The sequence below is a fragment of the Streptacidiphilus carbonis genome (genome assembly GCF_000787775.1).
In the GTDB taxonomy this organism is placed as follows: Bacteria; Actinomycetota; Actinomycetes; order Streptomycetales; family Streptomycetaceae; genus Streptacidiphilus; species Streptacidiphilus carbonis.
This window is the reverse complement of the sequence record NZ_BBPM01000012.1, coordinates 111,808-124,110: the sequence shown is the minus strand read 5'-3', so window position 1 is coordinate 124,110 and position 12,303 is coordinate 111,808. Positions and strand designations below refer to the sequence as shown.

Genomic DNA, 12,303 nt, shown 5'->3' with positions numbered 1-12,303 from the left:
CCCGGGTGTGCAGTCGACTGCGAATGGTGTGGTCGCTGTTCCGTTCTCTGCTTCTGCACCTATGACGCGGAGGGACCGTGCGGACGTTACAACGGAGAGCCGCCCCACCCGGTCCCGGTGGGGCGGCTCTCCGTTCGTTCCTCCGGCGCTACCAGCCCAGCAGCGCGAACGCCGTCGCGCCGTCGACCGACTCGCGGAGGATGTCGGCGTGGCCGGCGTGGCGGGCGACCTCCTCGATGAGGTGGAGCAGGATCCAGCGGGCCGAGCGGACCGAGTTCGGGGGGAACCACGGCGCCTCCGGCAGGGCGCCGACGATCTCGGCGGTCTCGGCGGCGACGGTGTCGTAGAAGGCGAGAACCGAGTCGACGGTCTCACCGTCGACCAGTCGGAAGCTGTCGCCCCAGTTGGACTGGTCCCGCTGGACCAGTCCAGGCCGGCCGGCCAGGATCACCCGGATCCAGTTGCTCTCCATCTCGGCGCAGTGCTTCACCAGCCCCACCACCGACAGTTCGCTCGCCGTGGAGCGCGAGGAGGCCTGCTCCTCGGTCAGGCCGCCGACGGCGCGGCGGAGCGCACCGCGCTGGGCCTCCACGAACTGGAGCAGCTCGGCACGCTCATCGGTCTCGGCGGAAACGAGTACGGGCATGGGGGCCACCACTTTCTCTCTGCATCTTCGCCGCTGCTTCCCTGCTGCGAAGTCGGTAGCCCCCACGCTACGGAGCAACCAGGTCAGTTTCTGTCCTAGTTCACCCGCGTCGTCAGGTCGTTCATCGGGGCGTCGGCAGCCGGTCCAGGAAGACCTGGAAGGCCGTCGGCTCGACCTTGGTGACGCCGAGGAAGGGGTAGTTCATCTCCTTCACCAGGATCAGCGAGCCCACCACCAGCGCTGTCAGCGACAGCACCATCAGCGAGTGGACCAGCGTGTTGGACAGGCCGAAGAGGTAGGTGAAACCGATGGTCACCACCGCGCCCAGGATCAGCGCGCCCCAGAGGATGGGCGGGACCGAGTCCTCCACTTCCGTCAGCCTCGCCCTCCGCTCCGTGGCCAGGTCCTCGACATGGGACACCGCGTGCTCGTACAGCACCTCCTGCTGCGGGTCGGCCGGCTGGAAGGAGTTCACCGCGTTGCGGATGGCATAGACCTCCTGGGTGGCCTGGGGGCTGCTCTTGTGCGACCCCATCAGGGGCCACTCGGTGTCCTGGACCGTGTGGGCGTAGTCCAGGGTGTCGTGCTCGATCGTGGCGCCGACGGGCAGCGGCAGTTCACGGGAGATCCAGTACACGCCCGCCAGCGCGTCCGCCTCCTTGAAGGTGGTCTGCCGGGCCGAGTCGACGTTCTCCCAGACCGAGATCACCACGAAGGCCAGCAGGACCGCGTAGATCACCCCGATGCCGGCGAAGATGAAGCCGGCCACATCGTTGTGCAACTCCCGGCGGGGGTGCGGGACATGGCGCTCCAGCAGCCACAGCACCAGTGCGGCCAGCGCCAGCGATCCGACCAGGATCGCCACGTCCGTCCAGCTCAATCGCCACGCTCCAGATGGTCGGGGCCCGAGGGATGTCCGGTCACGGTCGCGGTCACGGCCGTGCCGTCAGTCGCGCGGATGGGCCACCTCGACGTTCTCCAGCACCCCGAGCGCGTCCGGGACCAGCACCGCCGCCGAGTAGTAGGTGCTGACCAGGTACTGGATGATCGCCTTCTCGTTGATCCCCATGAACCGCACCGACAGCCCGGGTTCGTACTCGTCCGGGATGCCGGTCTGGTGCAGGCCGACCACGCCCTGGTTGTCCTCCCCGGTACGCATCACCATGATCGAGGTGGTGTGCCCGCCGTTCACCGGGATCTTGTTGCACGGGTAGATCGGCACCCCGCGCCAGGACGGGATCCGGTGGCCGCCGACGTCCACCGCGTCCGGGTAGAGCCCGCGCTTGCTGCACTCGCGTCCGAACGCGGCGATGGCACGCGGGTGGGCCAGGAAGAACTTCGAACCGCGCCGGCGGGACAGCAGCTCGTCCATGTCGTCCGGGGTGGGCGGGCCGCTGTGGGTGTGGATGCGCTGCTCGTGGTCGGCGTTGTGCAGCAGCCCGAAGTCCGGGTTGTTGACCATCTCGTGCTCCTGCCGCTCGCGCAGCGCCTCCACGGTGAGCTTGAGCTGGTGCTCGATCTGGTTCATCGGCTGGTTGTAGAGGTCGGCCACCCTGCTGTGCACCTGCAGCACCGTCTGCGCGACGCTCAACTCGTACTCGCGCGGCGCGAGTTCGTAGTCCACGAAGGTGCCCGGGAGCTCCTCCTCGCCCTCGTGGCCGGAGGCGAGGTCGATGGCCGCCTGGCCGTGCCTGTCCTGCGCCCAGGAGGCCTCGGCGATGTACCCGTCGACCTGGGCCTGCAGCGCGCCGGAACGGGCCAGCAGGTCGGCGAAGGCCTCCCGGGGCAGCACCAGCAGCGTGCCCGCGGTGGCGGCCTTGGCGGTCCAGGGCCAGGTGGCCGCGTCCTCGGTCAGCGCCTCGTCGCCGAAGTGGTCGCCGTCGGCCAGGGTGCCCAGGACCGCGTCGTGGTCGCCGAACTTGCCGTCCCCCAGCTTGCGGATCTTGCCGTGGGCGACGACCAGGACATGGTCGACGGGGGCGCCGAGCCCGGCGACCACCTCGCCGGGCTCGAACTCGCGCTGCTCGAAGCGCCCGGCCAGCTCGGTGAGCAGCGCCTGGTCCTCGAAGCCGCGCAGGACCGGCAGTTCCGCCAGCGTCGGCGGCACGACCCGCACCTCCGCGCCGGTCTGCGAGAAGCTGATCCGCCCCCGTCCGGTGGTGTAGGTGAGCCGCCGGTTGACCCGGTAGGTACCGCCGGACACCTCCACCCACGGCAGCATCTTCAACAGCCACCGCGAGGTGATGCCCTGCATCTGCGGGGCCGTCTTGGTGGTGGTCGCAAGGTTCTTCGCTGCTGCTGTGCCGAGAGCCGTCTGCTCGTCCGTCATCTGCTGCTGCCTCCCCGGAGAACGTGTGAACCGCGTTTCCAGGGTGGGGGCTGGGACCACAAGGTTCCATTCCCTGATCGAGTGCACATGTTCGACACCCATTCGGGGTAGCCCCGGCCGCTGTTCGCATATGCAGCAAGCGATATGCCGGACCGTCAGCCTGCCGCCGGCAGCCGTTCACCCGCCGTCGGCGACGGCCTCCAGCAGGTGCGGCCAGGCCGGCGACAGCGGGTCGATCAGCGCGAAGTGGTCCATCCCCGGGAGCTCCACCAGCCGCACCGGCTCGCCCGACCGCTCCGACAGCCCCGCGAACTCGCGGCTCATGTCGACGGGTACGTCGTCGTCCATGGTCCCGTGCAGCAGCGTCACCGGGACGCCCAGCGGCAGCAGCGCGCCCGGATCGGCCAGCGCATAGCGCTCAGGCACCTCGTCCACGCCGCCGCCGAGCAGCTCGGCGGCCGCGCCCGAGCTCAGTTCCCAGAGGTCGGCCAGCGCCAGCGAGGCGCAGCCGGCCAACGCGACCACGGCGTCCGGTCGCCACTGGCTGCGCCAGTTGGAGCCGGCCGGCAGCCGGTGCCGGGCCGCGGCCCAGAGCGCGAGATGGCCGCCGGCCGAGTGGCCGACCAGCACCGTGCGCTTGGTCCTGATGCCGTGGGCGGTGGTGATGACGGGCAGGGTCTCCAGGAACACCGACAGGTCGTCGAAGGTCCCCGGCCACCCCCCGCCGAAGGAGCCCACCCGCCGGTACTCGGGGACGGCGACGGTGTACCCGGCCGCGGCCAGCGCGTCGGCCAGCGGCCCGGTGTGGGCGCGGTCGTACGCGGCCCGCCAGAAGCCGCCGTGGATGAGCACCACCAGGGTGCCGTTGGCCGGGCCGTCCTTGGGCATCCTCAGGTCGACGACCTGCTCCGGATGCGAGCCGTAGCGCGCGGTGTGGTCGGGCGGCGGGGCGGGGCGGTTCAGCACCTCACTCATGCCGTAACTCCTTCAAGCCTGCGGTCAGGCCGGTTCGACGGGCCGCCACTGCACCGGACTGGAGAGGATCATGGTGCTGGACGGCTGCCCGTACTCGGCCAAGCGGTCGATGAGGGATTCGAAGTCCGCCATCGACGCTACCGCCACCATGAGCACGCAGCAGGCGCCTCCGGTGACCCGGTGCAATTGCAGTACTTCCGACCAGTCGGCGACGGCCGGGTCGCGCAGTACACACCGCGGCCCGTAGCACTGGACCTGGACCAGCGCGCTGACCGGCCGTCCGGCCCGGACCAGGTCGACCTGCGCGTGGTACCCCGTCAGCACCCCGGACGCCTCCAGCCTGCGCACCCGTTCGGCGACGGCCGGCGAGGACAGGTTGACCCGGCGCGAGAGCTCGTTGAACGACAGTCTGGCGTCCTGCTGCAGCTCGGCGAGCAGCCGGCGGTCCACGGTGTCCACTCAGATCCACCCGCCTGTCGATCGGCAACCCGATGGGGGCATCTACCTTTCCCATAGTAGGCAGAACGGCCCAACCGGGATCCACCGGCCATTCAGCCAGGGCCTTCCGCCGCGCAGAATAACGGAGGCGAGCGCGCCAGGCAGCAAGCGACGACGGAGAGACCGATGGCATCCCGAACTCCCACCTCACCCCGGCTCGACTTCGGCGAGCCCACCACCCCGTACACCGCCTACGCCGGGATCGACGAACTCCACTCGCTCCAGCACCCGCGCAGCAAGGAGCCCGCCGAGCGCACCTTCATCGTCGCCACCCAGGTGATGGAGCTGCTCTTCGCCCAGCTGCGCCAGGAGTGGACCTCCGCCCAGCACGCGCTGCGCGCCGACGACCTGGCCGGGGCCACCGCAGCGCTGCGCCGCGGGCTCGGCGTCCAGGACGTCCTGGTCGGCTCCTGGGACCTGCTGGCGACGATGACCCCGGTGGAGTTCAGCGCGTTCCGCCCGTACCTGGGCGAGGCCAGCGGCTTCCAGTCGTACGCCTACCTGCACCTGGAGTTCCTGCTCGGCAACAAGCACGCGCCGCTGCTCGACCTCTACGCGGGACATCCCCGGGTGCACGCCGAACTCACCGAGACCCTGAACGGCCCCTCCCTCTACGACGACGTGGCCGCCCTGCTGGCGCGGCACGGGCTGAGCGCCGACGCCGAGGGCTGGACCGGGATCTACCGCAGCAGCGACCCGCCGCAGCGGGAGTTCGCCCTCTTCGGCGAACTGCTGCTGGACGTCGCCGAACGGGTCAGCGAGTGGCGCAGGCGGCACTACACCTCGGTGAAGCGGACCATGGGGGCCAAGCCCGGTACCGGCGGCTCCAGCGGCCTCAGCTGGCTGCAGAAGGCTGCCGACCAGGACGTCTTCCCCGACCTGTGGAGTGCCCGCAATGCCCTCTGACGCCTTGTCCGCCCCCATGGACGCAGCCGCCCTCGACGCCACGCCGCCCGACGCCGCCGCCCTCGACGCCGCCGACCCGCTGCGCGGCTTCCGCTCCCGGTTCACCCTCCCCGAGGGTGTGCTCTACCTGGACGGCAACTCCCTCGGCGCGCTCCCGGTGCACACCCCCGAGCGGATCGCCCGGCTGGTGCGGCAGGAGTGGGGCGAGGGCCTGATCCGCAGCTGGAACGAGGCCGGCTGGTACGACCTGCCGCGCGGACTGGGCGACCGGATCGCCCCGCTGGTCGGCGCCGCGCCCGGGCAGACCGTGGTCTGCGACTCGACCTCGGTGAACCTGTTCAAGGTGCTCACCGCGGCCCGGCGGCTGCGCCCGCAACGGCGGGCCCTGGTCGCCGAGCTGGGCAGCTTCCCCACCGACCTCTACCTCACCGAGGGCGTCGGCGTGCACCCGCGCGACCGCCGGCTGCTGCCGCGCGACGGCTGGACCGCCGACTCCCTGGCCGAGCTGCTCGGCGACGACACCGCCGTCCTGCTGCTGTCCCATGTGGACTACCGCACCGGCGAGTTGCGCGACATGGCGGACATCACCGCGCTCGCCCACCGGCACGGCGCGCTGGTGGTCTGGGACCTGTGCCACTCGGTCGGGGCCCTGCCGGTCGAACTGGACGCCGCCGACGTGGACTTCGCGGTCGGCTGCACGTACAAGTACCTCAACGGCGGCCCCGGCTCCCCCGCCTTCCTCTACGCCGCCGCCCGCCACCACGACGCCGCCGAGCAGCCGCTCACCGGCTGGTTCGGCCATGCCGACCCCTTCGCCTTCGAGCCCGGCTACCGCCCGGCCCCCGGGATCGGACGCTTCCTCACCGGCACCCCGCCGCTGCTCAGCATGGCCGGCCTGCAAGCTGCACTCGACCTCTGGGACGAGGTCGACCTCTCCGCGCTGCGCGCCAAGAGCCTCAGCCTGAGCTCGTTCTTCCTGCAGCTCACCGCGCCCCTGGGCCTGCCCTCGCTCACCCCCGCCGAGCCGTCCCGCCGCGGCAGCCAGGTCTCACTGCGGCACCCGCACGCCTACGCCGTGATGCAGGCGCTGATCGAACGCGGCGTCATCGGCGACTTCCGGGCCCCGGACGTGCTGCGCTTCGGCTTCACCCCGCTCTACCTCAGCCACCGGGACGTCCAGGACGCGGCGACCGCGCTGCGTGAGGTGCTGGAGTCGGGCGTCTGGGGCGAGGAGCGGTTCGCGGCCTCGGCCGGAGCAGTGACCTGACCGGTACGACCCGAACCCGCTGTACAGCCCGTACAACATGTACAGCACCGTCCTGCCTCCAAACCCCTGTCGGAGGCCGGTCGGGCCCTGCCAGAATGGCGCAATGCCCCGCACCGCCCGCACCCCGAACCGGCTCACCGGCCTGGTCCTCATCGTCGTCTCCGCCTGCGCCTTCGGCGGATCGGGGACTGCGGCCAAACCGCTGATCGAGGCCGGGCTCACGCCCCTGGACGTGGTCTGGCTGCGGGCGACCGGAGCGGTGCTGATCCTGCTGCCTGTGCTGATCAAGCACCGCGACCTGCCGCGGCGCCGCCCCGGGCTGGTCCTCGGCTTCGGACTGTTCGCCGTGGCCGGCTGCCAGGGCCTCTCCTTCGCCTCGCTGGCGCTGATCCCGGTCGGCGTGGCGCTGCTGATCGAGTACCTGGGGCCGCCGCTGCTGCTCGGCTACATCCGGCTGGTCCAGCGCCGCAAGGTCGGGCGCAGGGCCGCGCTCGGGGCGCTGCTGGCCGTGATCGGGCTGTGCTGCGTGGTGCAGATCTGGAGCGGACTCGGCGGCCTCAACCCCTGGGGCGTGGCCCTGGGGCTGGGCGCGGCGTTCTGCCAGGTCGCCTACTTCGTGCTGGCGGAGGACGTCGGCTCCGGCTCCCGGAAGAAGCGCGGAGCGAGTCGCACCGACGAGAAGCCGGTGGACGCCATCGCGCTGAGCGCCTACGGACTGCTGGTCGGCTCGATCGTCTTCACCGCCGCCTCCCGCCCGTGGGACATCGACTGGTCGGTCTTCGGCCATGACGTCGCCATGGGCGGGCGGCAGGTGCCGGCGCTGCTGCTGCTCGGCTGGGTGATCGTGGTCGCGACCGTGGTGGCCTATGTGACCGGGGTCGCCGCGGTCAGCCATCTGTCCGCGCAGGTCGCCGGGGTCGTCGCCTGCCTGGAGGCGGTGGTGGGCACCGTGCTGGCCTGGGTCCTGCTCGGGGAGCACCTGGCACTGCCGCAGGTGGTCGGCGGCCTGCTGGTCCTGCTCGGCGCGGGCATCGCCCAGACGTCGGCCGGACCCTCGACCCCGTCCGAGGGCCCGGTGCTCACGGAGATCGGCGTGGAACCGCTCCCCGCCGTCGAGACCCCCGCACTCCACTGAACCCCACTGACCGTCAACGCCCCAGCGTGGGCTGCATCCGGGTGGTCACCGCGATGCGGTTCCAGGAGTTGATGGTGAAGATCAGCGCGATGATCTGGGCCAGCTCCGCCTCCTCGAAGTGCTTGGCGGCGCGCTCGTAGACCTCGTCCGGGACGAAGCCGTCGGTGATGACGGTGACGGCCTCGGTCAGCGCGAGCGCGGCCTGCTCCTTCTCGGTGAAGACCGGGCCGGCCTCCTCCCAGGCGCTGAGCAGGTAGATCCGCTCCTCGGTCTCGCCGCCCTTCCGGGCGTCGCGGCTGTGCATGTCGAGGCAGAAGGCGCAGTGGTTGAGCTGCGAGGACCGGATCTTGACCAGCTCGGCCAGGACCGGGTCGACGCCCTTGGTGGCGGCGCGGTCGAGGGCGACCATCGCCTGGTAGACCTCGGGGGCGAGCTTGGCGAGGTTCATGCGCTGGCCGGTCATGTCGACTCCTTGCGTGCGGTTCGTGGTCACGAGCACAAACCTATGGCGCAAGTAGCACAGGAGTATGGTCCATTTCCATGGCAGAACAGCGGGCCAATTCCAGCAGCGCGGCCGGTAGCGCACCGGGCACCGTCGACCTCCACCTCGACCTGGACCTCGACGGGCCCGGCGGCGTCCGCGCCTCCCTCACCGACGCCCTGCGCGAGGCCGTCCGCAGTGGACGGCTGACCCCGGGCACCCGGCTGCCCCCGTCGCGCTCCCTGGCCGCCGACCTCGGGGTGGCCCGCAACACCGTCGCCGACGCCTACGGGGAGCTGGTCGCCGAGGGCTGGCTGTCGGCCCGCCAGGGGTCCGGGACCCGGGTCGCCCAGCGGGTGGCCCGGAACGACGGCGGACGGCGGACGAAGCGCGCCGCCAAGCCGGTCCGGCGCCCCGCCCGCCCGGAGCCGTTCGCCCCCTTCCACACCTCCAACGGCTTCTACGCCGGCTGCCCCGACCTCTCCGCCTTCCCCCGCGCGGCCTGGCTCGCCGCCGCCCGCCGGGCCCTGGCCACGGCGCCCAACGCGGCGTTCGGCTACGGCGATCCGCGCGGCTGCCTGCCGCTGCGCGAGGCGCTGGCAGAGTACCTGGCCCGGGCCCGGGGCGTGCGCACCGACCCGGAGCGGCTGGTCGTCTGCTCGGGGTTCACCCAGGGCCTGTCCCTGCTCAGCCGCGTCCTGCGCGCCGACGGGGTGCGCACCCTGGCCATGGAGTCCTACGGGCTGCACGTCCACCGCGAACTGGTCACCGCGAGCGGGCTGGCCACCACTCCTCTGACGGTTGATCAGCATGGCGCCGCCACAGCACAATTGACGACACATCGACACAGTGGTGCGGTACTGCTCACTCCCGCCCACCAGTTCCCCACCGGCGTCCCGCTGCACCCGGACCGGCGCGCGGCCGCGGTCGACTGGGCCGCCGCCACCGGCGGACTGGTGCTGGAGGACGACTACGACGGCGAGTTCCGCTACGACCGCCAGCCCGTGGGCGCGCTGCAGGGCCTGGACCCCGAGCGGGTGGTGTACCTCGGGACGGCGAGCAAGAGTCTGGCCCCCGCGCTCCGGCTGGGCTGGATGGCGCTGCCCGAGCACCTGGTGGACCGGGTGGTGACCGCCAAGCACGCCGGGGAACGCCACCCGAGCGTGCTGGACCAGCTGACGCTCGCCGAGTTCATCGCCTCCGGCGGCTACGACCGGCATCTGCGGGCGATGCGGCTGCGCTACCGCCGCCGCCGCGACCGGCTGGTCGCCGCGCTCGCCGAGCGGGTGCCGGCGGTCCGGGTCGGCGGGATCGCCGCCGGACTGCACGCGGTGCTGCGGCTGCCGCCGGGGACGGAGCAGGAGGTGCTGCGCAGCGCCGACTGGCTGGGGCTGGCCGTCCAGGGGCTGGACTCCTTCCGCCACCCCGCGGTTCCCCGCTCCGAAGCGGCGGACGGCCTGGTCGTCGGCTACGGCACCCCGGCCGAGCACGCCTTCGCCGGGGCGCTGGACACCCTGTGCCAGGTGCTGACGTCGGTGGCCTGAGAGGAGCCGGCAACTACGACCGGCGACCGAGGACGAAAGTCCGGTGCCGGCACCGGTCCTGGGGCCGGTGCCGGCAGCCGGACGATCGGCCAGGCTCTGGGGTATGAAGACAGCTGACTGCACCATGCCGGTCCCGGTCCACCGCCTGCTGGACGCCGTCCGCCGCGGAGACTCCGCTGCCTTCGCCGAACTCTTCGGCGCCGAGGGAGCGGTGGACGACTGGGGCCGGGTGTTCACCGGTCGGGACCAGGTCCGCGGTTGGAGCGACCGAGAATTCCTCGGCCTGAACGGCAGACTGACAGTGCATCAGGGCAAGCGGCAGCCGCCGGTGCTGACCGTGACGATCAGCACCGACGGCGGCTACAACGGCCCGTCCACCCTCGCCTTCACGCTCTCGCCGGATGGCGAGCACATCGACCGGATGGTGATGGCCGACTGATCACCCCAGCTCGGTGAGGGCGATGTTGAGGTCGAGCACGTCGACCCGGGGCTCGCCGAGGAAGCCGAGGGTGCGGCTCCGGGTGTACTTCGTGACCAGGGCCTGGACCCGGGCGTCGGTCAGGCCGCGGGCCCGGGCGACCCGGCCGACCTGGATGGCGGCGTAGGCCGGGCTGATGTCCGGGTCCAGGCCGGAGCCGGACTTGGTGATCGCGTCCGGCGGCACCTGGCTCTGCGCGACGCCGTTGAACTCGGCGACGGCCGCCTTGAGCTGGGTGTAGGTGCCGGCCAGGTCGGGGTCGTCGGTGCCCTTGTTGGTGCCGCCGGAGGCCGTGGGGTCGTAGCCTTTCGCGCCTGCCGCGGAGGGCCGGGACTGGAACAGCTCGGGGTCCGGGCTGACGGTCCTGCCGTCCGCGGAGACCACGGTGAAGTTCTGTCCGAGCAGCGAAGAGCCGACGACCTTTCCGCTGCCGTCCTTGACCAGTGAGCCGTTTGCCTGGCTGGAGAAGGCGACCTGGGAGATCCCGGTGATCGCCAGCGGGTAGAGCAGGCCGCAGAGCACGGTGAACAGCAGCAGGATCCGCAAGCCGGTCAGGTGGTTGCGCACCGGGGTGGGAAGGGGTTTAGCCATGATGTGTCACACCACTTCTCTCAGTGCAGACCGGGGATGAACTGGACGATCAGGTCGATCGCCTTGATCCCGACGAAGGGGAGGATCAGGCCGCCGATGCCGTAGACGCCCAGGTTGCGTCGCAGCAGCGACTGTGCGGAGGAGGGCTTGTAGCGCACTCCGCGCAGGGCCAGCGGGATCAGTCCGATGATGATCAGGGCGTTGAAGATGATCGCCGAGGTGATCGCCGACTTGGGGCTGTCCAGGGCCATGATGTTCAGGTGGCGCAGCCCCGGGTACACCGAGGCGAACATCGCGGGGATGATCGCGAAGTACTTGGCCACGTCGTTGGCGATGGAGAACGTGGTCAGGGCGCCGCGGGTGATCAGGAGCTGCTTGCCGATCTCGACGATCTCGATCAGCTTGGTGGGGTTGGAGTCCAGGTCCACCATGTTCCCGGCCTCCTTGGCGGCCGAGGTGCCGGTGTTCATGGCCACGCCCACATCGGCCTGGGCCAGGGCCGGGGCGTCGTTGGTGCCGTCGCCGGTCATGGCGACCAGCTTGCCGCCGGCCTGCTCCTTCTTGATCAGGGCCATCTTGTCCTCGGGAGTGGCCTCGGCGAGGAAGTCGTCCACGCCCGCCTCCTCCGCGATCGCCGCGGCCGTCAACGGGTTGTCACCGGTGATCATGACTGTGCGGATGCCCATCGCCCGCAGGTCCTCGAACCGCTGCTTGATGCCGGGCTTGACCACGTCCTTGAGGTAGATCACGCCCAGGGCGCGGGCAGGCCCGCTGCCGCGCTTCTCGGCCACCACCAGCGGGGTTCCGCCCCGGTTGGAGATGCGCTCGACGGCGATCTCCAGCTCCTGGCCGGTGCTGCCGCCGTTCTCCCGCACCCAGGCGGCGACCGATCCGGCAGCGCCCTTGCGTACCGCGTGCACCCCTGACGGGTCGTCCAGGTCCACACCCGATATCCGGGTCTGCGCCGTGAACTCGATCCAGGTGGCGTGCGTCAGCTCGCCCTGGGTTCGTTCGCGCAGGCCGTACTTCTCCTTGGCCAGGATCACGATGGAGCGGCCTTCGGGCGTCTCGTCCGCGAGGGAGGAGAGCTGGGCGGCGTCCGCGATCCGGCGGTCGGTCACATCGTCGATCGGCAGGAATTCGGCGGCCTGGCGGTTGCCGAAGGTGATGGTGCCGGTCTTGTCCAGCAACAGCGTGGACACGTCCCCGGCGGCCTCGACCGCGCGTCCGGACATGGCCAGCACATTGCGCTGCACCAGTCGGTCCATCCCGGCGATGCCGATCGCCGACAGCAGCGCCCCGATCGTCGTCGGGATCAGCGCCACCAGCAGCGCCACCAGCACGATGATGGTCTGCTCGGCCCCCGCGTACTTCGCCATCGGCTGCAGCGTCACCACCGCCAGCAGGAACACGATCGTCAGCGACGCCAGCAGGATGTTCAGCGCGATCTCGT

The 12,303-nt window shown here is 71.2% G+C and carries 13 protein-coding genes; 5 read left to right on the top strand and 8 right to left on the bottom strand.

Annotation, left to right across the window (positions count from 1 at the left end; all coding sequences use genetic code 11):
• Window positions 1-148 precede the first annotated feature (148 nt).
• From TR46_RS12150 to TR46_RS12130, 5 genes are all read right to left on the bottom strand, one after another.
• Window positions 149-646, bottom strand: coding sequence for a DinB family protein (locus TR46_RS12150; protein WP_042398381.1), 498 nt, complete (start codon window positions 644-646; stop codon window positions 149-151).
• Window positions 647-767: 121 nt separating this feature from the next.
• Complete coding sequence (locus tag TR46_RS12145; RefSeq protein ID WP_042398378.1) at window positions 768-1,526, bottom strand: bestrophin-like domain; 759 nt, start codon at window positions 1,524-1,526, stop codon at window positions 768-770.
• A 66-nt stretch (window positions 1,527-1,592) separates the two neighbouring features.
• The gene (locus TR46_RS12140) at window positions 1,593-2,975 is read right to left on the bottom strand and encodes a family 2B encapsulin nanocompartment shell protein (protein WP_201776396.1); all 1,383 of its coding nucleotides are present in this window, start codon (window positions 2,973-2,975) and stop codon (window positions 1,593-1,595) included.
• Between the two features lie 177 nt (window positions 2,976-3,152).
• Window positions 3,153-3,950 (bottom strand): alpha/beta hydrolase, encoded by a 798-nt coding sequence (locus tag TR46_RS12135; protein WP_042398374.1) that lies wholly within the window; start codon window positions 3,948-3,950, stop codon window positions 3,153-3,155.
• Window positions 3,951-3,974: 24 nt separating this feature from the next.
• Entirely contained in the window at window positions 3,975-4,409 is a 435-nt protein-coding gene (locus tag TR46_RS12130; RefSeq protein WP_042398372.1) for an Lrp/AsnC family transcriptional regulator, read from the bottom strand.
• Window positions 4,410-4,574: 165 nt separating this feature from the next.
• Between TR46_RS12130 and TR46_RS12125 the strand changes: the two genes are divergently transcribed.
• The 3 genes from TR46_RS12125 (at window position 4,575) to TR46_RS12115 (ending at window position 7,756) form a co-directional block, all read left to right on the top strand.
• Window positions 4,575-5,354, top strand: a complete 780-nt coding sequence (locus tag TR46_RS12125) for a tryptophan 2,3-dioxygenase (RefSeq protein ID WP_042398369.1) — start codon at window positions 4,575-4,577, stop codon at window positions 5,352-5,354.
• Window positions 5,344-6,621, top strand: a complete 1,278-nt coding sequence (kynU, locus tag TR46_RS12120) for a kynureninase (RefSeq protein ID WP_236655309.1) — start codon at window positions 5,344-5,346, stop codon at window positions 6,619-6,621. The genes TR46_RS12125 and kynU overlap by 11 nt, the downstream gene beginning before the upstream one ends.
• Before the next feature lie 103 nt (window positions 6,622-6,724).
• Window positions 6,725-7,756 carry an EamA family transporter gene (locus TR46_RS12115; RefSeq protein ID WP_042398364.1) on the top strand — a complete coding sequence of 344 codons (1,032 nt, stop codon included), beginning with the start codon at window positions 6,725-6,727 and terminating at the stop codon, window positions 7,754-7,756.
• 13 nt (window positions 7,757-7,769) lie between these two features.
• On the opposite strand, the gene TR46_RS12110 is transcribed toward TR46_RS12115, so the two are convergent.
• Window positions 7,770-8,219, bottom strand: coding sequence for a carboxymuconolactone decarboxylase family protein (locus tag TR46_RS12110; protein WP_052432733.1), 450 nt, complete (start codon window positions 8,217-8,219; stop codon window positions 7,770-7,772).
• A gap of 77 nt (window positions 8,220-8,296) precedes the next feature.
• Between TR46_RS12110 and pdxR the strand changes: the two genes are divergently transcribed.
• Both pdxR and TR46_RS12100 read left to right on the top strand, forming a co-directional pair.
• Window positions 8,297-9,781 carry a MocR-like pyridoxine biosynthesis transcription factor PdxR gene (pdxR, locus tag TR46_RS12105; RefSeq protein WP_084718351.1) on the top strand — a complete coding sequence of 495 codons (1,485 nt, stop codon included), beginning with the start codon at window positions 8,297-8,299 and terminating at the stop codon, window positions 9,779-9,781.
• A gap of 103 nt (window positions 9,782-9,884) precedes the next feature.
• Window positions 9,885-10,220, top strand: coding sequence for a nuclear transport factor 2-like protein (locus tag TR46_RS12100; protein WP_042398360.1), 336 nt, complete (start codon window positions 9,885-9,887; stop codon window positions 10,218-10,220).
• On the opposite strand, the gene kdpC is transcribed toward TR46_RS12100, so the two are convergent.
• The gene (kdpC, locus tag TR46_RS12095) at window positions 10,221-10,850 is read right to left on the bottom strand and encodes a potassium-transporting ATPase subunit KdpC (protein ID WP_042398357.1); all 630 of its coding nucleotides are present in this window, start codon (window positions 10,848-10,850) and stop codon (window positions 10,221-10,223) included. It lies immediately after the preceding gene.
• A gap of 20 nt (window positions 10,851-10,870) precedes the next feature.
• Window positions 10,871-12,303 (bottom strand): potassium-transporting ATPase subunit KdpB (gene kdpB, locus TR46_RS44170; protein ID WP_042398355.1); only part of this gene is annotated, 1,433 nt, incomplete at its 5' end.